Origin of the sequence: Antarctobacter sp. (genome assembly GCF_965277915.1) — a bacterium.
In the GTDB taxonomy this organism is placed as follows: domain Bacteria; phylum Pseudomonadota; class Alphaproteobacteria; order Rhodobacterales; family Rhodobacteraceae; genus Antarctobacter.
This window is the reverse complement of sequence record NZ_OZ255849.1, coordinates 1,751,090-1,768,708: the sequence shown is the minus strand read 5'-3', so window position 1 is coordinate 1,768,708 and position 17,619 is coordinate 1,751,090. Positions and strand designations below refer to the sequence as shown.

Below are 17,619 nucleotides of genomic sequence, written 5' to 3'. Positions count from 1 at the left end.
TTTCGGAAACAAAGTCAGTGCGGGCGGATGCGTCGCGCTGAACGGCCACGCGTCTGCGAAGGCGTTTCTCCGAACCTGTCGCGATACCGACCGGCCAGAGCGCCGAAGTTCGAAAAGCCCCAGTCGGCCGCAATCGCGGTGACGGTCACATTGTCTGGCAACGTTTCAAGATCCCGCCGAAAGCCCTCAAGCCGCCGCGCCACGAGGAATGCCCGAGGCGAAATACCTCGAAACTTCTGAAATCCGCCGGACAGTGTCCTTGCAGAAACGCCGACACGCTTGGCCACATCGCCGATTGAAGGTGCTTCACGCGCTTCGGCTTCCATGATCTCCTCGGCCGCGCGAACATACGCGGGAGCGGCACAGCGGGCCCCCGTCTCAAGGCTCAACCCGGTCGCCGATGCCCATTGGCGCAGCAGTTCGACGCAGAGCATCTCTTCGATATGGCGCGCCAGCACCGCGTCCGAGGAGACTTCGCCCCCTCGCGTCAGGGCACGGCTGGCAAAGTCGAGCAGCGCGGGCCAGGCCGAGTTGGGGCCGCCGATCTTGACGCGGCTGGTCCACAGGCGGTCATCGGGCACGAAACCGAACCAACGCTCGGCCGTGTCCGCCATCGCCTGATGCGGGATCGTGAGGTTCAGCTGCATATGGTCGGGATCACCCTCAAGCCAGTATTCAGCGCGGGAACAATCGACGACAAAGCTTTCCCCGGCACCGGTATCGACAGAGCCGCCATCGGTCTGGTGATCCAATGCCCCGCGCAGGGTGTTGAGCACGAGGATGTTGCCGGCATCAGGATCGAACCGGTCAAGATGGATACCCGTGCCGTAGGCAAACCGGGTCATGGTCACACAGCCTGCCTTCGCCGAAATCATGGTCGCGTCGGGTCGGGACAGACGATCCAATGGTTGCACACGATAGCGCATATAGACCGACCGGCAGAAGTCCTCCACCTCGTCCCAGTCCGCCGAATGGGTCTTTTGTTGATGCCGGATCGGCGCGCCCACCGAATCCAGGACTAGAGCATGTTCCAGCAAAACCCCGCTCCTCCTCGTGGTTCCAGCGTCAATGTAACACGATGTTGGCGAGGTAGACATCCGGCATTGGTCGTAAAGAAATGAACGTGTCGGTGGCGACGCGCCGACACGATCGTGATCTGGCGAAGGTTCTGACCGAGCGCGTTTTCCCCCCGGCGTGTGAGGCTCAATAGAGCCGACATTGGTTCAAGCCGCAGCGAATGACCACTTTCCGCCCATGCCGTCGAAAATGCTTCGGCGCCTTGCCGCCATCCAGTCGATCAGCGCGGCGCGCAGTACCCCGGCACTTCACCCGCAAACGGCCCCGCTTGGCGCTGCACGTCGATGTACCCACCCTGCGGATCGAACCGCGCGCATCGACCACATACCCCCTGCCCGATCAGCACCGCCCCGATGTCCCGACCATCGCCCAGGACGCAGCGCCCGACCTCTCGATCGTATGTCCGGTCGCCATTGAGACGGCAGGTTAGGTCCTGACCAGCAACCAGGTCGCGCATGGCAGCGGTCGCGAGCCGCCCGAGGTCAGAGCCGCGTTCCTCGCAATTCAACCCATTGAGGCGGATCGGAATGCCCGCGACCTCGATCGTGTCGCCATCGCGGATGTGGGTGACGCGGCCAGTGACCAGGTTTGGGTCAACGGGCTGTTTTGTGGGTTGATCGCTGGCGCGATCCAACGCCCAGCCACCAGCGACGAGGACCAGAAGAGCCGGAAGGATGCCTTTTTGAAGGTGGCGAACCGCAAGTCTTGCGTAGTCCAATCGTGCGCCTCCCCCCCATTTATCCACCGCAAACGCCCCAAAGCTGTGGAGAAAACAGCTCCAATGGCGTTTGCTAATGGCGATTTGACATGTTGTCAATTTTTCCGAAACACTAAAAATCAATGACTTACACGATTCGAAGTTCACGTCATGTGAGGTCAAGCGATATTTTCAGTACGCCCGCGCAAAAAACATCTCGGCGCAAAAGGCGACGCAAGATATAGTAGGCGATGTGACCCCTTGGTGGAATGGTAGACACGGCCGACTTTAAATCGGCAGCCTTGCCGGGCGGTGCGGGTTCGAATCCCGCAGGGGTTACATGGTCTCAAAACTTCCATAGGAGATTTCTATGGCGAAGGATAAAACAATGAAGGCCCTACTTGCATCCATCGAGGGCAAGGAGGCCGAGATCTTGCGCCTGCAAGCCCAAGTTGATGCCCTGAGAGAGGTCTACAATCAAGAGGCTGGCCTCTCGGAAGAAGGTAGAAAGAGGACCGGCGTGCCGGTCAAGACCACAATCCTCGACCTGTTGGAGAAGGTGGGCCACAACGGCCTTAACGCCAACATCGCATGCGCAATGGCACAAACCGAAGGTATTGAACTGCAGCCCAAATCTGTCTCGAGCCTACTGAGCAGGTTCAAGAGTGACGGAACCGTCATTCATGACGGTGCAAAATACTACCTCCCGAAATTCAAGGAAAAACGGCCAGGACCGACTATGCCAGCCCCGTTGCCAGGTGCGGATGTCGTACGGCCCCTGAGGACTTCTGGCCAGTCGTCGTAGGCGATTGGTGAAGAAGGCCGCCACCCACACCCAAGTCGTGGAAAGCTAGAGGTGTGGGCGGCGGGTACATGTCCAGTTGGAGATCCACATGGACAATCTAGAAGAGCGGTACATCTACCGCGCCTCGATCCGACTCCGTAACGGGAAACGGATCTATGCTTGGCAGTACGGACTTAAAGCGTTCCGTATCAAGGTGAAGCGGGATAGCCCCCCGCTACAGCTTGAACTGCCAAACCTCTGAAGAGGTTGCCAAGGGGGCGTTCGCGCCCCCTTGTGTTGTTTGGGATGGCAGACACAGCGTCGTTGACGCGCCTTGCCGGGACTTGCCTACCAACTTCCGCCTAAACTCTATCTTTGTTTAGTTTTACGGTGAAGGTCTTGCTGACGTAGCCGCAACATTTGCGAACGTTGATAGCAAACAGCTCAAATGCTCTATCCGACATTGAATTGCGGGCAATCCACCCCACCCACCAGATCGCGCGTCCAACCGGACATAGACCGCATCCGTGCGCGATACTCGGGGGCCACAGTGCCTGCCAGGCGGACCGAAAGGTCTCACAGGCCTTCCAGGGCTGGCGGACGTCGTCCCAGTAATGCGACCGGTCGTCCATCTGCACGCCGCGCAGGTCGACCCGGTCGAATCCCATGTCGATCAACGCGCCGGCACTTCGACCGGTGTCAGCAGATCCTCGGGTTCATCCGGCACGACGAAAACGGTTTCAGTCCGCGGCGGGCTGCAGGCCGTCAAGGCCAAGGCGATGCAGGTGAACCAGAGGTAAATAATGGGGAGGCCTGTAACCCGCCCCCCCCTTCCAACCAACTGCACAACCGCTGCTCTTGAAATGCTCATTGGCTGACGTTTATTGACGTCAGATCGACATAGGCCAAAAGGAAAGTGTGATGCTTAAACGAGTAAACGGCCAGGACGGATCCTGGCCGGACCTCATTAGCCAATGGGAAAAGCAGTGCGAAATCTACGGCGAGTCGCTTGACGATTTTGCGGTTGCATCACTGCCCGTTATCGAGGGTCTGGCAACCGGGGCACAGCAGCACTACGCAGGCGCCTACGCATACTCTGACGATGGCAACTACAAGGCGGTGTGTCACGTCAACTCAACGTTTCTTCCCAAATATGACGGCAAAGTCCTACGCGTCCGACATATTGTTCTTTCACCAGATTTTGACTTCTCAGACACACCAACAGTTGACGACTATACAGACGTCTTGGTGGGAGTTTTCGTTGGGGCAATCGCGCTCACTATGGAGGAGATGCCTTCCTCGCATGTAAAGTTTCATCTTCGCAGCCCGATCGAGCGTGAACTTGGTGAGCACTTCACAAAGGCAATCTCTGGCAACGCCGCCTTCAAAGATGTGGCCATGCAGGGTTCTTGGATTTACCTTTCAAAAGCCTAGATCTTGTACAATGGTGGGAATCAAGTACACGTGCAGACAACTGCCCGCGTGCTTTGATTAGCATGAATACCATATGTAGACCCAAGGAGATGCCCATGCCCAAAGTAGAGCGTTACGAAGCAGCTATCAGGATGGCGATGCTGCGCGCTGTGCACAAAACAGGCGTGCGGAGAATCAAGTCCGGCGAGTTTTTTGGCACGAATCAACGTCGCTCTGTTCGCTTGAAGCAGAAAAAAGCGGCCTAAGACAAACACTGTATCCTTCTATGGCGGCGCTTCGGCGGCGCCATTTTTCCATGACCTATTGTCGCACCCCAATAGTTCCCGCGTCCAGCCGGTCATCGACCGGATCCGCGCCCCACGTATCAATGAGGCTAGAAAAACGACGGTTTGACCGTCACCGATTCCTCCAGAACCGTCTGGGTGACGTCTGCAATCGTCACCCGCACCTGGATGCGCCAAACGGTCGATGACAGCGCCCCGTCGTCAAACTGCACCTTCACTGCACCGGCAGCCGCATCAGTGACCGTGACGGTCGGCTCGACGGTTGTCCCGCTGTACATGCTGGCAATCGCCTCGACGGTGGCGCCGGTGAGGTCGATAGCGTCGCCTGCCTCGTCCTCGACGGTCACCGCTAGGACAAGGTCGTCATTTTCCCAGATGGCCGCTATCGTCATGCCTCGCCTCTCCATGTTCCTGTTGCGCTGCGCGTGCGCCAAGCTCCGGTGGCCGTGCGCGTGTGAAATGTCGCCGTGACGGCCCGCGTGCGCCAGACCGCGGTGATGGACTGTCCGGCATTGGATGCAGCCACCAGGGTCACGACAGGTGCCAGCCCGATGGCCGACGATGCGCCCGAGTCCGGCAGGATGATGGCGCCAGCCGACGCGATGGGGGCGAGACCGGACGCAATCGAGGCGCCGACGCCCGGCTGCGCTTCGTCCCCTTGGCCTGCGATGACGCTGGGGGACAGGCCTGTGGCGCTGGCCGTGCCGGCCGGGACCGTGACGACCGCGCCCTGACCGGTGCTGACGCTTGGCACCAGGCCAATCGCCGTCGCGGCCCCTGCCCCGGGCTCCGCTACTGATCCAGCAGAGACCGAGGGCGCAAGCCCGGTTCCCGATGACACGCCCGCCCCCGGATCTGCACCGGCGCTGCCCCCGCCCGAGACCGTCGGCGCGCGCCCTGCGGCGGCGCTGGATCCGCTAGGCGGCTCCGCGACTGCGCCCGCCGATGCGGTAGGCGCCTGGCCCATAGCGCCGGCCAGACCGGCACCGGGCTGGGCAGCTGACCCGGCGGATACAATCGGCCCCTGGCCCAGTGCCGTCGATGCACCCGCGTCCGGCGCGCCCGACGATCCTGCAGCGACCGCAGGCGCCAGTCCGATCGCCGATGCCGCACCGGCCCCGGGTTCAGCCGCGGCGCCGGTGGCTGTCACTACTGTCGGGGCAAGCCCTGCCGCCGAGGCTGACCCAGCACCGGGCGCTGCCATCGCCCCCGCTGATGGTGTCGGCGCCTGACCTGTGGCGGTGCTGGACCCCGCGCCGGGTGTTGCCGTCGCGCCGCCGCCACCGCCTGCCGCCGGCTTGATCGCGACGGCGCAGAGATCCGCATAGGTGCTATTTGCATCGAGCGTCCAGAGCCATGTGCCGGTCGCGCCCGCTGTGGCTTGGGTGAGGTAAGCCGTCGCCTGTGCTGCGCGCGAGGTGGCCGTGTTAGGATTGAACGTGTTGTCGATCAGCGTCATCGGGCTTCCGACCGTCACCGACCGCTGGCCGATGAAACTCACCCAACCGCCGATCACGAGGCAGTCATCAACGCTCGTCGACAGGCCATCGTCCTCGAACGTGGTGGCCTGCCCGCCCTCAAACCGTAGTGCGTCAAAGCTGATCTTGTTCTGGACGTCGATCGGGTCTGTCGTGTCCGCGCCCCGGATCAGGATACACTGTGCCGTGCCGCGGACCGAGGCGTCAAACGTGAACACGTACGGTCCTGAACCCGCGACGTCATACGGGCACAAAAACATGTTCCAGCACAGCGACGAGTCGTTCGCGGCGTTGTCAACTGCGGTCCAATCGACGGACGGCGCCGTGACAGGCTGGCCGGTCGTCGTGCCGGGGGCGATGAGCACAAGCAAAAGGTCGCCGCTTGTCGCGCCCGATGGCTCAGGAAGTGACAGACTGGCGGTATTGCTGTTGGACTCGACCTCTGACGAGGCTTCAAAGGTAGGTGCTGCCATCAGGTCACCCGAATGCTGTAGGTCGCACCGATCCCGCGATGGGACGCGGCGATGCGCAGCCCGAGCGGCTCAAGCCGCTTATTCGCGCGGAAGATCAGGACGGAGGCCACGCGAGGGGCCGTCAGGGGCCCGCCGCCGGGCGTGTTGCCCCATACCGCCTGCACCAATGCATCCATGCCGATGCCGGGCCGATTTTGCACCACCTCGAAAATCCGCCACTCGGTCGGAGACAGAATGTCCTCCACCGCGTCCACACGGTCAGCCTCGAAAGGCTGGCCGCAGGAGGGGCAAAGGAGGTGCACCGCTTGGCGCATCAGGCCGCCGTGCCAGCCGTCGCCACATAGAGCCCGGAGGCGTTGATCGTGACCGTCAGCGGTCCGTTGGTCGTCGACAGGCTTCCGCCATCCTCCAGCTCACAAAACCACATCGGAATGTCGGTCCCTGCCAGCGCCCCGTTGGCATCGGCATCACGAACAATCACGGCGTAAGCGACGTTTGACAAGGTGGAGCCGGTCCACGACTGGTCGTCGCAATCTACGGTGACGGCCAGCCCCGAGCGAGAGACCGTCAAAGTGACCGGCTTGCCGTTTGTGGTGTAGCCGGTGCCGCTGATCTCATTTGCGGAAATGTCCGACCACGCATCATCGGCGCTCTGGTTCGGGGTGTAGCCGGTGCCGACCAGGACCATCCGGAAGCTGTCATTCGACAGGTCAACCGTGCCGTCCCAGACGGCCTCGTATGCGGCGCCGTACATGGCGAAGGGGTTTGCAGCCATCAGTCTACTCCTTTGGTGCAGGTTGGTTTCGTTCGCATTTCAGACGCCGATGCCGCGCAGCTGAGGACGGCGCGGCGTTCCGCACTCGCCGACGTGTGATCGGCACAGCGGGCGCGGGTCCAGACACCGGCCGCACAGCCGCGGGCGACGGTTTCGTCGATGCGCTCCTGGTCCTCGGTCGTCAGGCCCTGCGCGCCGGGCAGTGCATCACCGAGGGCGGCTGTCAGGCCCGGCACAGACTCCGGCTGCGAAATCCCACAGGCCCCCAGCAGCAACACAGTCGCGGCGGCCCAACTCCGCCCAGATCGCGGCTTTCGTGGCATCGTCATTCTCCTGTTGGATGTCTCGGGCGTGATCGCGCCGCCCCAGCGCGTAGATCCCCGCGGCGAGGCTGGCGGCCAGCGCCAGCGCAACGGCAAGGCGGGTCACTTCCGCACCGCCTTCCAGATGCGCGCCAGGACCAGCAGGCCGACCGCACCGACCAGGAACAGGCCCAGCCCCCAGGCCGCATCGAGCGCCCAGGGCGGCGCGTCGCGCAGCAGGTAGCCCGCCGTGCCCCCTGCCCCGAGGCCCGGCGCCGCCTTGGCTCCTTCGGCCAGCGCCTTGTCGATCCGCGCGGTCACCGGGTCCTTGGGATCCGGCTGCGGCGCGGCGCGGATCTGGCGCAGAGCGGTCATGACCTCGTCGATGTTGGCGTGCGCCTTGTTGAGCCCGTCACCCGCGTAATAGCTCTGCCCGGCACGCACGGTGCGCCCGAGCCGCTGGATGTCATGCGGCACCGGCAGCGATGCCCACTCTTTCGCCAGCGACAGCGCAAAGGCCGCGTCCGAGATCCGCCCGGCCAGGAAATCGTCCAGCCCGCGCCGCCGCAGCAGCCCCAGCGCCAGCCGGTCCTGCGTGGCCCGATCATAGCGCGCGGTCAGGGGCACGCCCGCCTCGCGGTAGAGCCCGCGCAGCGTGTCCTCGAGGATCTGGTAGGCGCCGGCCGCCTCGCTCTGGTACAGACGGTCGATGCTGTCCTGCCAGTCCAGCACTTGCCCCACGGTCATCTCGACCAGCGGGCGCGGCGGGTGGTCCCGCGATTTGATCCCGCCCCAGACGGCGCCGTAATCGTCGGCGCTTTCGTGCAGGCGCAGGACCGCCAGCAGCGGCTCCACCGCCGCGATGGTCTTGTCGGTCATGCCGAGTCCTTTCCATTTTCGGATGTGTCGTCGCGCACCAGCGCGCGCGGCAGCAGGGGCCCCCGGCGCCAGAGGCCCCAGAGATGAAGCGCGAGCGCCCGGATCATTCCTGTGCTTCAGTCGCCCGAGCAGAACGGTCCGAAGATCCGCCGCCGGCCGCGCATGTCGTCCATGACGTAATCGACGCAGACCCGGTGGGGCCGCACCGGTTGCGGGCATCCCTCCGTGAACCGGGCAAAGGGCATGCGGATCGTGCCCGAGGTTTCGGGCCGGTACGTCCATTTGCCATCGCCGTCGCAGATCGTCCGCCACCCGCCCGGGGTCGCGACCTGCACGCTCACGGTCCACTCGCCGCGCAGGACGCGTTTGATCTCGCGTGTGTAGTCGACCTGGTCACCGATCAGCTGCAGGGACACGTCGATCCACGGGCGCTGAGATGGCCTGTCGTCCCAGGCGTCCAGCAGGGGCTGCAACAGCAGCAGGACCAGCCAGCCGACCACCAGGAGGACACCGAGGGTCTTGTTCGACACGTCGCGCGTGGTCATTTGCCCCTCCCCAGGATGACCGCCACCCATTCGGCGATCTGCCCGCCGGTCAGCCCCACCAGGTTCTTGGCGATCGCGTAACCGGTCATGGCCAGAAGGCCGGCCACCGCGTTGCCGTAGACCTCCGGGTCACGCCCCAGCAGGTCCAGCAAGGGCCCCGGGAACATCGTCGCGCAGAACAGCCCCGAGGCCACCCGCGCCGCCGCCATCCGGATGGTGTGTTCCTCGCTGGTGAGGATGGACACGACGATGCCGCCCAGCACGGCCGCCACCATCCACACGTTGTCGATCAGCCAGTCAGCCAGATGTTTCACGCGCCCGGCTGCCCACATGTCATGTGAACCATCGCGCTACCCTTTCTGTGGTGTGATGGAAGTCCCCGGATCCGCCAGTGCGCGCGCCGGAGGGCGGTGTCTCAGACGGCGATCCAGCCCTTGCTCGCGCCGTAGCCTGCACCCGACTTGATGCGCATGAACTTCAGGATCGTCTGCGCGTTGGCCGTGGTGTCCACGGTCTTGCCTTGCAGGTCGTAGCCGCTGTTGAACGTCACCGAATGGCCGCCCGTCCCGTCCATCAGGATCGCAATGGTGATCATCTGGCCATAGCTGGGATCGTCGGCGCCAAGGTTCGCGTTGCTCGGCTGCTCGATGGTGATGTTGCCGTCGACCGAGTACTGGAAGAAACACCCATCATCGAGATCCGGCGTGACCGTCCCGCTGGCGCCCTCGGTCAGCACAAGGGGCGTCACCAACGTATCAATCTCGACGCGGCCATGCTCAACCCGGTCCCGCGCACTCTTGCTGTGGACCCGGCGACGATAGTCCGACGCCCCGCCACTGTACGACAGGCCGTAGAACTCCGGGGAGGTCGTATCGCCGGTGGGAAACGACAGCGCACCCGCGCCGTTGTAGTGATGGAAGCGCGAGCCGCGCGCGCTGTTGCGCACCTGCGCCCCGTTGGGCAGGAAATGAATATCGCTGTCCGTCAGGTCGTAGGCGTCGATGCTATTGGACAGCACACCGGAGCCGGTCGCCAGGAAGTTCATGTCGATCCGCGACTTGGTGATGGTCGAGTTGTCCTCGCCATAGATCGGCGCGGACGAACGGCCCGTCAGAACCAGGGCCTCCACAGAGGCGCCGTCTGCCACGCGGATGAAATAGTCGCCGGACCCTTCCACACGCAAATCGCTCATGGTCACGTTCGAGCAGGTGTCCGAGAAATGCACGGCGGCCTCGCCGTTCTGGAAGTTGAAATAGGGCGCGATGAACTGCGAGTTGTCGATGCCGGAGCAGCGGATGTAATGCGTGCCGCTCGGCACGGACGATCCGTTGAAGGCGCAGCCGATGAACATGTGCCGCGTGTTGCCACCAACAAAAGTGTGCGACGACAGGTCGATGTATTCCGAATTGACGGTGGTCTCGATCTGTTCGGTCAGCTCAAGCCCCGAGGCGCCGGCCTTGTAGGTCTCGAAATCGACGTTGATCCACTTGTTGACCTCCGACGACGCGCATTGCACGCTGGTCACATCGACATAGCCCCGGAAGGTCAATCGGTCGAACACATGCCCGCCCGCGTAGCCGTTGGTCGTGTTCCGGGCCAGGAGCAACATGCAGGACGGGTTGTGCGCCCCGTCCGAGTAGTTGGCGAAGCTGATGTTGCGGAAGGTCATGCGCGGCTTGCCGGTCAGGTCCCACGTCGGCGCCCCCGCCGTCTCGCACTTGATCAGGCTGTTGATCTGGTCGGACCCCTCGATCACGAAGCCGTAGTAGCCCGAGGAAATCCCTGCGGCCGACCCCGCATAGGTGCAGTCGATGGAGGTGACGACGCGGAAGGCGCCTTTCGGGAAATAGATGGTGACGCCGGGCTTGGACTTGCCGAAGTCCACGGCGGCCTGAATGGCCGCGCTGTCGTCCGTGGTGCCATCGCCCTTGGCGCCAAATGCCTTGACGTTGTAGCGACCCGAGACGCCAGGGATGACATACAGCTTGTCACCGCCCGCCGTGGTCAGGTGATGGTCCGATGCCCCCGAAGCCGCGACGACATAGCGAAAGCCGTCCAGCGTCTGAACACCCTCACCCTCCGCGAGGCTGTCCGTGCTGGCCAGGACCGCCGCCGGGTCGGCATAAACCCAATCGGGTTGCTTGCCAGCAATCGCCGCAAGTTCTGCGTTCAGGTCGTCAAAATCCGCCACGCGACCCGTAAGGTCGACCGCTCCATCTACAGCCATTTGCAGGCTCCTTTTAAGTCACTGTGAGTGCGTGCGGCCCGTCCGGCGGGCCAAGGCTGTCGGATGACCAGGGCACAAGCCAGAAATCCGCCGTGCCGGTCGTGACGCCGGTGAATGTGAGAGAGAAAGACGAGCCTGCGGTGACCGTCTGCGCCGCGCCTGTCGGGCTGGCCGATGTGAAGCCCGCGCCGGTGGTCGCCCGGTAGAGCCGGACTTGCGTGTAATCGGCATCGTTTGGCACGTCGCCGTCCGCATCCACTTCGCCGGTGCTGGCCCCGAGGCTCAGCACCACGTCCTCCAGCGGGTCCAGCGGATCGACAATTTCCAATTCGTCCGTGGTTTCGTCCCAATCGTAGAAGGTCGATGCTTCCTCGCTGGCGGTGATCGGCACGCGCATCGCAACGCCGCTGCTTTCGTCCTCGCCGGTGCCGGACAGCCAGATCCCCGGATCCGCGTTGGTGACGCGATACACCCCGTCCATGTGCGAAAGCCCGTCAAGGTCCACCGTGATCGTGCTGCCGGGCAGCAGGTCGAAGGCCGAAGGCGGCGCGGTGCAGGACAGCATTTTCTGCGCTTCCAGCCGCCGCGCCTCGATCAACTGGATGCGGCGGGCCTGCGAGGCGCTTGTGACCATGCCAAGCTCAAGCGACCGTTCCTCACCCGCGCCGTCCCGCACCTCGACCGAGGGTAGTTCCGCCGTTTCCCAAAGCCGCTGCGGGCGGGTGTAGGATGCCACCAGCCGCCGGGGAATGTCGCGGCCTCGCTGCATGGTGGTGAACTCGATCGGGTTGTCATCCAGCACGTCGCTGAGCGTGTAGCCGGGCGTCGTGTATTCGCCGGGGTAGTAGCCGATCTTGCCGCCCGAATAGAACAGGCGCCCCGCCCCGGCCCGTTCCAGCGGGCGCAACTGGTTGTAAAGCTCGCTCTCGGACCAGTTGATGGTTCCGGAGACCTCGTAGCGCGCTTCGGTCCCGCCGTTCAGCAAGTCGACGCTCTCATCCGCCACGTCGGCGGCGTCCTCGAACAGGTCCAGAAGGATCTGCGCGTCCGGCCAGGGCTGCACCGGGTTCTGCCGGATTGCGTCCAGCAGGCAAAGCGCGTGGTTCTTGCTGAATTCCCAGGTGTCTGGATCGTCCTTGTCCTGCGCCGGATCGCGCGGGTCCCACACCTTGCTGTAATCCATGACCACGTCGAAGGCGGGCGAGCGGGGATAGTTCGGCCAGCGGTTGGCGCGCTTCTGCAGACCATCGGAGCCGCTGCCGCCGGTATTCCACCGATACCAAAGCACCGTCAGCCCCGTGCCCGCGTCCGACTCGGTGAAAAACCCGTTGCACTCGTCAAGAATGCGCTGCGGTGGTTTTGTCTGGTCACCAAGACCGACCCAGACCCGCAAGAAATCACCCGTATTGAACGAAGCAAAGTTTCTTGGCTTGATGCTGTATCCGTCGCTGTCGAAGTCGAGCGGATCGCCCTGCGTGTAAACTGGATCACCGGGGTCACCGAGGCCGAAAGTCTCGCCAATCTCCGCCGGGATCGTGACCGGGCGACTATCCACGAAGAACTCCATCTCCCCGCCCTCGGACGGGCGCGACGACAGGATCACGCACCCGTAGACAGCTTTCTTGTTCGGCTCCACCGCAGGTCGAAAGAATTTCAGAGGCGTCCCCGACGCCATCGTGCGGCCATAGGCGTATCGGATTTCCGGCTGGCTGGTCGGCTGTTTCAGGACCTGCCGCTGCCGTGATTGGCTGGCTGTCGGGATGCGCAACGCCGAAGCGCCAAGCGCGATCACGGCACCCGCCGCCAGGACGCCAAGGACGTTCGCCGCCACGCCGCCAAGCCCCGCAGCCGAGGCCCACATGGCGACCTGAATTGCGATCCCGCCAGCGTCCGCAACATTCGGCCAAGCGGCCAGCACCAGCATGGCAATCACCGCGACCCTACGCATTCCACGACTCCACAGCCGAAGCGGGCGGCAGGATCAGCACGCCGCCCTCCGTCTTGACCCACCAGCCGCGCGAAAACCGCACGGCAAGGCTCTGCATCAACCCTCTGTGATGGCGGCCGACCGGCATCCGGACAACGCCGAACTCCCCGACACCGCCAACGCCAGCGATCAAACCCGCCCGCGTGGCGCAGTCGCGGGCCAACTGCAACAGCCCGCCGCCGCTGGCGACGACCTCGCGCGCGCCGTCCAGATCCGCACAGGCCCCGCGCAGGTGGCGCATTGGGTCGATGCCGTGCCACCGCTCGAAGGCGTCACAGGCCGCAGTGCAGCAGTCAGAGACACCCCACTCGAAGGGTCGCGCGTATATGTCCGCAATGTCCTGCATCAGTTTTCCTGGTTTTCCACGCCCAGCACAAAGGCCGCCTCGACGCCCGCCGCGTGGCGCAGCAGCGTATCGCCCGGATAGCTGCGCTGATGTTGCTCCGAGGTGTGAAACAGCCCGCTGCGCAAGCGCTGTGATGGCCCTGTCGTCGCCCCGAGTTGCAATGACCGCGTGCGCCCAAGATCCGAGGCCGCGATGCTTTCGCGCATCTGGTCCCCGCGCCCGCGAAAGACCTCTTGCGGCGTCCCGACGAGCGTTGTCCCGGCCCGCTCCGTGACGGCGCCAAACCAGACGGCACAGGTGATATCCCGTGCGTCCTCGGTGACAAGCGACGCCAGATCATCCGGCACGCCCACCAGCGAGAAGGCCGCCGAGTCCGCAGCGGTGCCGCGCTGTTCCGCCGGAAGCGCGATGCGGGCAAAGTCCCCGACACCGGCCCACGTCTGGCTGTCGAAGGTGATATTTCCCACGCCGGAATGCGCATAGACCGGGTCCCCCGGCCAATCGACAAAGACGAGGAACACCGGGAAAAAGAACGGCTTGCTGATTTCCGTCAGCAGCGTGCTGTCCACGTTGCGGCTCACCACGGGTCAATCTCCACGAAAGAGCCATCTACCTCATCCTCGAACAATTCGCGGAAATTCCATGTGTATGACCAATCGCCAGCCGAGGGCCGCACCGCGCGAGGATAGGGTCCGACAGGAAGGAATACGCCCGTGTCGGATGTACCGATACTGACGGCTGCGCCGATTGCGCTGGCCAGACTGCCAAACACCGGGATCGTCGCGGCGCCCGTTCCATCCGTCTGCGCGGCGGTCACGATCTCTGCGGTCTGGGCTGGATCGCTGTAGATGGTCAGGAACTCGCCCGGGCGCGCAATCAGGTAGTTTGCAGGCCCGCCGGAGATGGTGACTGTTGCAAAGCCGAGGCTATCGGTCCCCGTGGCGGTCACGGTCAGCGGCCTGTATTCCCACGTGACCGAACCCTCGCTGTCCTCCCACGTGACCGAACCCTCACTGTCTTCCCATGTTAGCGGCGCCTTGTTGCGTAGGGCGTTGTCGCCCCGGCCACCCCAGTTGACCGGCTTCGAATACAGACGGACAGCGTGCCTGCCAGCCAGCAGTCGTTTCAGCGATTCCATGTAACCTGCACCGGCCTCGGTATTGTCGATCCCCGAAACGACCAGCGTGGCCATCCGCCGGCTGCGCTGCGCGGCAGAGCGATAATCCGCCCCAGTGATCAGGGAGCGGCTGACATCCACCGGATCGACGCGCGTCCACTCATGCCCCAATGCCCCCACCGGCGGCCAGGCATAGACGTTGGTCATCCTATCGGCTCCTCTTGCGCGGCGCTGTAGGTGGCCCGCACCGATTGCTGCACGATGCCCGGCGCGGCGCGGCTTACAGCCGCGGTCGTTCGACGCTCGATCTGCGCCTGCAGGTTGCCGTTGTCGTCGAAATAGACGCGCACGTCGGTCTGACCTCCCTGCATCATGGCTGCCGTGTCCTGACGGCTGATGACCTTGGCAGGGCCATGCACGATCTCGGGACCGCGCTCGCCCACGATCCCGAATTGTCCACGCGGGATGCTTCCGCCGCTGTCGAATAGCCCTGCAAACAAACTGCCGAAGAAACCGCCACCGCCACCGCCCCCAAATCCGAACATCGACATGAGCAGGCTGCGAATGCCGCTGGACAGGAGATCTGCCGCCAACTGGCGGAATACGTTGCGCAGCGCCTCGCCCATGTCTTCGCCTTGTACGATGGCGTTCGCCATGGCGTCGGACACGCTGTCGATGCCGCGGACAAAATCTTCGAAACGCGCGCGCTCGAACTCTTCCTTCACGTTGGCCACGGCGCGGGCATAAGCTTCTGGGTGGTCCTTGAAAAAGCCGTTGGCGTTCAGCTTTTCCAGCAAGGCCAATTCCGCGTTGTATTTTTCGAGGGCAGTACGCGTCTGCTCGATATAGCGTTCTGCAGCCCGGGCGTAGTCCTGGGTCTCCTTCGACGTCTTCGACGTTCCGCCACCGCTGCCGCCCTTGCCGCTGACAAGTTGCTTGTTGTAGCGCTCGATCGTGTCCTCGATCGGGATGTAATCAACGCTGGCGCTGTAATGGTCGCGTGACCCACGACCGCCCTCCATGAACAAGCGGGGGTCCTGCCCGCGCCCGCTGTAGGTCTTGGACTCGGCTGCAGAGATCTGGTTGAACAGCGCAGCAGCGGCGGCCAGGTTGCTGAGCAACTTGCCGGATTCTTCCGTTCCATTGGCGATGTTGGTGGCAATGTCCACGGCAGCAAGATCAAGAGCAGCTCGGACGGCCGCCAAAAGCTGATCGTAAAGTGCCTGCCCCTCTTCATCGGCATCGCCCAGGTTCCCGCTGACATCGCTGATGTACCCGGCCAGCGCGATCATCGCGTCGGCCCGGGCGCGCGCGTCGTCGGTCTGTTCGATCTCGGCGAAACGGGCTGCGACTTCGCGCGCCTCGCGTTCCGTGATGCCCAGCATGGCCGCCAGATCGTCGAAGTTCCGGGTCACAGACCGCAGGTTTCCGGCTCGCTCCTGCAGTTCCAAGATCCTGTTGTTCAGCCGCAGGAACGCCTCGTCTGACAGCTTGCCGCCCGAGGTTTGCAAACGGTCGATTTCGGTCCGCAGCGCTTCCAGCGTGGCCTCTGCCGCCCGGATTTCTTCCGGCTCCAATCCCAGCACACCGCCAAGGCCGAGCCCCTGCCCCACGGCCCGCGTCGCGGCCTGCTGGGCCTCACGCGCTCGGATCTCGGCGATCTCGCGCTCGATGGCGATCAACTCGCGCGCGCGATCCGCCATGCCACCGTATTCGTCGATCAGCGATGACCGGCCACGCCCGCTTTGTCCTCGCGCATCGTCCAGCCGCTGCATGGCGGCGGACAGCGCCTTGACCTTGCGCTCGACATCCTCGGCACTGTCCCCGATCGAAATCAGATCGCCGACCATCGGCCCCAGCACCGTCAAGGCGATACCTGCGGCGATGCCGATGCCACCAAAGGCCATGCCCACGTCTGCCGCCTGGATCGAGAACGCCCGCAGCCAGTCGCCTGTTGCGGCCCCCTGCTGCGCCACCTGGCTCAGCTGCTGGCCCATCATCCGCAGACCACCATTGGAAAAGCCGCTGACCGCCTTGTTGGCCCGGTTGGCACCGCGCACGAACCCTGCGTTCTGCTTTTTCCATGCGGTCTCAGCTTGCTTTGCCGATTTCAGCGACTGGGATTCCATCCGCTTCAGCGCCGCGAGGTATTCCTTTTCGGTCAGTCCAATTCGGACCAAGAGGTCTTCGTCAGCCACTCACAGAATCCCCAAGTCACGCATCCGCGTTTCGCTCATGACCGCGCCTGTCCCGGTGTCCTTGGCGCCATGCGCGCGGGCGTAGCCCCTGGCGCAGGCCGCAAACTCCCAAGCGCTCATTTCATCCACTTGCGCGGGCGTGAATCCCATCACGGCGCCGCCACCGTAGAATTCGGAGAAGCTCCATTTTCCTGGGGCGTCTCCGTCGCCCCTTTGTCCTCCCCCACCTGATCGTCCTCAACCTGGAAGAGCGCGTGCGCCAGAACCGCCTGCGCGGTCAGTTTGAACTGTACGAGCGGATGAAGGTCGATCAGCGGCGTTACCAGCGTGGCGGCGACGTCGGGCGCCATACCTCCGCCGACAAGGCCCCAACGAATTACCTGCACCAGGTCGTCGGCCTCCCAGCGGCCAGAGTGAAAGCGCAGATAGATTTCCTCGGGGCCGGCCTTACGCGCAGACTGCAACGCGCGCAGCTCGCCCAATCGCAGGCGGAACGGATGCGATCCGCCCGGCCAAGTCAGCGTGATAGGCTGCATCAGGCCAAGGTCCCGTAGACAACTGCGCCGTTACGCTCCAGCGAGATTTCGGCCGACACGACCTGCCCCTTGGTGCGCGCGTTGTTCATGCCGGCCAAGATCATCGGGTAGGTCTCGGTTTCGGTGTCACCCGAAGTGCCGTCTGCCGTGATCACCAAGTGGGTCACCCGGACATTCTTCGTTGCCCCACTATCGAACCAGTTGATCATCTGCTGGTGATTGGTGCGCGCCCAGACGCCGGTTCCGCTGATCGTCGCGTCCTGCGAGCGAACCGACCGCTTGATGCTGTGCGGCAGGCTTTCGTCGGAGCAATCCGGGACCTCGGACGTCTCGGTCTGGTTTGTCCTGCTGATGGTATAGTCGACCATCCCGCACACCTTGGTGTAGACCCCGCTCCCAGCGGTGAACTCGACTTCGAACACCAGTTCGTCAAAATCGGCCGTCGGTGCATTTGCCATGGCTTGCTCCCTTAATCCTATG

At 63.7% G+C, this 17,619-nt stretch carries 23 protein-coding genes; 4 read left to right on the top strand and 19 right to left on the bottom strand.

The features are described 5' to 3' along the window. Positions 1-14: 14 nt before the first annotated feature. The gene (locus ACQY5B_RS09600; protein WP_420325446.1) at positions 15-1,037 is read right to left on the bottom strand and encodes an AraC family transcriptional regulator; all 1,023 of its coding nucleotides are present in this window, start codon (positions 1,035-1,037) and stop codon (positions 15-17) included. 260 nt (positions 1,038-1,297) lie between these two features. Next, positions 1,298-1,942, bottom strand: a complete 645-nt coding sequence (locus ACQY5B_RS09595; RefSeq protein WP_420325447.1) for a thermonuclease family protein — start codon at positions 1,940-1,942, stop codon at positions 1,298-1,300. Between the two features lie 202 nt (positions 1,943-2,144). On the opposite strand from ACQY5B_RS09595, the gene ACQY5B_RS09590 reads away from it, so the two are divergent. The 4 genes from ACQY5B_RS09590 (at position 2,145) to ACQY5B_RS09575 (ending at position 4,237) form a co-directional block, all read left to right on the top strand. Beyond that, entirely contained in the window at positions 2,145-2,579 is a 435-nt protein-coding gene (locus ACQY5B_RS09590; protein WP_420325448.1) for a hypothetical protein, read from the top strand. Positions 2,580-3,172: 593 nt separating this feature from the next. Next, positions 3,173-3,358 carry a hypothetical protein gene (locus tag ACQY5B_RS09585; protein ID WP_420325449.1) on the top strand — a complete coding sequence of 62 codons (186 nt, stop codon included), beginning with the start codon at positions 3,173-3,175 and terminating at the stop codon, positions 3,356-3,358. Positions 3,359-3,479: 121 nt separating this feature from the next. After that, positions 3,480-3,992: a hypothetical protein gene (locus ACQY5B_RS09580; protein WP_420325450.1), complete on the top strand. Its 513-nt coding sequence runs from the start codon at positions 3,480-3,482 to the stop codon at positions 3,990-3,992. A 95-nt stretch (positions 3,993-4,087) separates the two neighbouring features. Beyond that, positions 4,088-4,237, top strand: a complete 150-nt coding sequence (locus tag ACQY5B_RS09575) for a hypothetical protein (protein ID WP_420325451.1) — start codon at positions 4,088-4,090, stop codon at positions 4,235-4,237. Between the two features lie 128 nt (positions 4,238-4,365). Here the strand turns inward: ACQY5B_RS09575 and ACQY5B_RS09570 are convergent, their stop codons facing one another. The 17 genes from ACQY5B_RS09570 to ACQY5B_RS09490 all read right to left on the bottom strand — a co-directional run bounded on the left by ACQY5B_RS09570 (position 4,366) and on the right by ACQY5B_RS09490 (position 17,597). After that, a complete protein-coding gene (locus ACQY5B_RS09570) occupies positions 4,366-4,668 on the bottom strand; it encodes a hypothetical protein (RefSeq protein WP_420325452.1) in 303 nt (100 codons plus the stop codon). Continuing rightward, the gene (locus tag ACQY5B_RS09565; RefSeq protein WP_420325453.1) at positions 4,665-5,972 is read right to left on the bottom strand and encodes a TrbL/VirB6 family protein; all 1,308 of its coding nucleotides are present in this window, start codon (positions 5,970-5,972) and stop codon (positions 4,665-4,667) included. The genes ACQY5B_RS09570 and ACQY5B_RS09565 overlap by 4 nt, the downstream gene beginning before the upstream one ends. Positions 5,973-6,226: 254 nt before the next feature. Then, positions 6,227-6,541, bottom strand: a complete 315-nt coding sequence (locus tag ACQY5B_RS09560; RefSeq protein ID WP_420325454.1) for a hypothetical protein — start codon at positions 6,539-6,541, stop codon at positions 6,227-6,229. Beyond that, positions 6,541-7,002 (bottom strand): hypothetical protein, encoded by a 462-nt coding sequence (locus tag ACQY5B_RS09555; RefSeq protein WP_420325455.1) that lies wholly within the window; start codon positions 7,000-7,002, stop codon positions 6,541-6,543. The genes ACQY5B_RS09560 and ACQY5B_RS09555 overlap by 1 nt, the downstream gene beginning before the upstream one ends. Before the next feature lie 207 nt (positions 7,003-7,209). Then, positions 7,210-7,431, bottom strand: a complete 222-nt coding sequence (locus ACQY5B_RS09550) for a hypothetical protein (protein WP_420325456.1) — start codon at positions 7,429-7,431, stop codon at positions 7,210-7,212. Next, the gene (locus ACQY5B_RS09545) at positions 7,428-8,183 is read right to left on the bottom strand and encodes a hypothetical protein (RefSeq protein WP_420325457.1); all 756 of its coding nucleotides are present in this window, start codon (positions 8,181-8,183) and stop codon (positions 7,428-7,430) included. The genes ACQY5B_RS09550 and ACQY5B_RS09545 overlap by 4 nt, the downstream gene beginning before the upstream one ends. 116 nt (positions 8,184-8,299) lie before the next feature. Beyond that, a complete protein-coding gene (locus tag ACQY5B_RS09540) occupies positions 8,300-8,728 on the bottom strand; it encodes a hypothetical protein (RefSeq protein WP_420325458.1) in 429 nt (142 codons plus the stop codon). Continuing rightward, the gene (locus tag ACQY5B_RS09535) at positions 8,725-9,042 is read right to left on the bottom strand and encodes a hypothetical protein (RefSeq protein WP_305972528.1); all 318 of its coding nucleotides are present in this window, start codon (positions 9,040-9,042) and stop codon (positions 8,725-8,727) included. Before ACQY5B_RS09535 ends, ACQY5B_RS09540 begins: the two co-directional genes overlap by 4 nt. A gap of 101 nt (positions 9,043-9,143) precedes the next feature. Beyond that, a complete protein-coding gene (locus ACQY5B_RS09530) occupies positions 9,144-10,955 on the bottom strand; it encodes a glycosyl hydrolase family 28-related protein (protein ID WP_420325459.1) in 1,812 nt (603 codons plus the stop codon). 13 nt (positions 10,956-10,968) lie between these two features. Then, positions 10,969-12,903 (bottom strand): phage tail protein, encoded by a 1,935-nt coding sequence (locus ACQY5B_RS09525; protein ID WP_420325460.1) that lies wholly within the window; start codon positions 12,901-12,903, stop codon positions 10,969-10,971. Continuing rightward, positions 12,896-13,288 carry a DUF6950 family protein gene (locus ACQY5B_RS09520; protein WP_420325461.1) on the bottom strand — a complete coding sequence of 131 codons (393 nt, stop codon included), beginning with the start codon at positions 13,286-13,288 and terminating at the stop codon, positions 12,896-12,898. The genes ACQY5B_RS09525 and ACQY5B_RS09520 overlap by 8 nt, the downstream gene beginning before the upstream one ends. After that, on the bottom strand, positions 13,288-13,869 hold the full coding sequence (locus tag ACQY5B_RS09515; RefSeq protein WP_420325462.1) for a hypothetical protein: 582 nt from the start codon (positions 13,867-13,869) through the stop codon (positions 13,288-13,290). The genes ACQY5B_RS09520 and ACQY5B_RS09515 overlap by 1 nt, the downstream gene beginning before the upstream one ends. After that, a complete protein-coding gene (locus ACQY5B_RS09510; protein ID WP_420325463.1) occupies positions 13,866-14,612 on the bottom strand; it encodes a hypothetical protein in 747 nt (248 codons plus the stop codon). The genes ACQY5B_RS09515 and ACQY5B_RS09510 overlap by 4 nt, the downstream gene beginning before the upstream one ends. Continuing rightward, positions 14,609-16,603, bottom strand: a complete 1,995-nt coding sequence (locus ACQY5B_RS09505; RefSeq protein ID WP_420325464.1) for a hypothetical protein — start codon at positions 16,601-16,603, stop codon at positions 14,609-14,611. Before ACQY5B_RS09505 ends, ACQY5B_RS09510 begins: the two co-directional genes overlap by 4 nt. Then, positions 16,604-16,753 carry a hypothetical protein gene (locus ACQY5B_RS09500; protein ID WP_305972701.1) on the bottom strand — a complete coding sequence of 50 codons (150 nt, stop codon included), beginning with the start codon at positions 16,751-16,753 and terminating at the stop codon, positions 16,604-16,606. After that, the gene (locus ACQY5B_RS09495; protein WP_305972700.1) at positions 16,753-17,139 is read right to left on the bottom strand and encodes a gene transfer agent family protein; all 387 of its coding nucleotides are present in this window, start codon (positions 17,137-17,139) and stop codon (positions 16,753-16,755) included. Before ACQY5B_RS09495 ends, ACQY5B_RS09500 begins: the two co-directional genes overlap by 1 nt. Further along, positions 17,139-17,597, bottom strand: a complete 459-nt coding sequence (locus tag ACQY5B_RS09490) for a phage tail tube protein (protein WP_305972699.1) — start codon at positions 17,595-17,597, stop codon at positions 17,139-17,141. The genes ACQY5B_RS09495 and ACQY5B_RS09490 overlap by 1 nt, the downstream gene beginning before the upstream one ends. Between the last annotated feature and the right edge of the window lie 22 nt (positions 17,598-17,619).

Bases quoted from the DNA above. Each gene is read 5' to 3' on its own strand.
- ACQY5B_RS09590 (WP_420325448.1), top strand. From the start codon at position 2,145: ATGGCGAAGGATAAAACAATGAAGGCCCTACTTGCATCCATCGAGGGC.
- ACQY5B_RS09585 (WP_420325449.1), top strand. From the start codon at position 3,173: ATGCGACCGGTCGTCCATCTGCACGCCGCGCAGGTCGACCCGGTCGAA.
- ACQY5B_RS09580 (WP_420325450.1), top strand. From the start codon at position 3,480: ATGCTTAAACGAGTAAACGGCCAGGACGGATCCTGGCCGGACCTCATT.
- ACQY5B_RS09575 (WP_420325451.1), top strand. From the start codon at position 4,088: ATGCCCAAAGTAGAGCGTTACGAAGCAGCTATCAGGATGGCGATGCTG.
- ACQY5B_RS09570 (WP_420325452.1), bottom strand. From the start codon at position 4,668: ATGACGATAGCGGCCATCTGGGAAAATGACGACCTTGTCCTAGCGGTG.
- ACQY5B_RS09560 (WP_420325454.1), bottom strand. From the start codon at position 6,541: ATGCGCCAAGCGGTGCACCTCCTTTGCCCCTCCTGCGGCCAGCCTTTC.
- ACQY5B_RS09555 (WP_420325455.1), bottom strand. From the start codon at position 7,002: ATGGCTGCAAACCCCTTCGCCATGTACGGCGCCGCATACGAGGCCGTC.
- ACQY5B_RS09545 (WP_420325457.1), bottom strand. From the start codon at position 8,183: ATGACCGACAAGACCATCGCGGCGGTGGAGCCGCTGCTGGCGGTCCTG.
- ACQY5B_RS09540 (WP_420325458.1), bottom strand. From the start codon at position 8,728: ATGACCACGCGCGACGTGTCGAACAAGACCCTCGGTGTCCTCCTGGTG.
- ACQY5B_RS09530 (WP_420325459.1), bottom strand. From the start codon at position 10,955: ATGGCTGTAGATGGAGCGGTCGACCTTACGGGTCGCGTGGCGGATTTT.
- ACQY5B_RS09525 (WP_420325460.1), bottom strand. From the start codon at position 12,903: ATGCGTAGGGTCGCGGTGATTGCCATGCTGGTGCTGGCCGCTTGGCCG.
- ACQY5B_RS09520 (WP_420325461.1), bottom strand. From the start codon at position 13,288: ATGCAGGACATTGCGGACATATACGCGCGACCCTTCGAGTGGGGTGTC.
- ACQY5B_RS09510 (WP_420325463.1), bottom strand. From the start codon at position 14,612: ATGACCAACGTCTATGCCTGGCCGCCGGTGGGGGCATTGGGGCATGAG.
- ACQY5B_RS09500 (WP_305972701.1), bottom strand. From the start codon at position 16,753: ATGGGATTCACGCCCGCGCAAGTGGATGAAATGAGCGCTTGGGAGTTT.
- ACQY5B_RS09495 (WP_305972700.1), bottom strand. From the start codon at position 17,139: ATGCAGCCTATCACGCTGACTTGGCCGGGCGGATCGCATCCGTTCCGC.
- ACQY5B_RS09490 (WP_305972699.1), bottom strand. From the start codon at position 17,597: ATGGCAAATGCACCGACGGCCGATTTTGACGAACTGGTGTTCGAAGTC.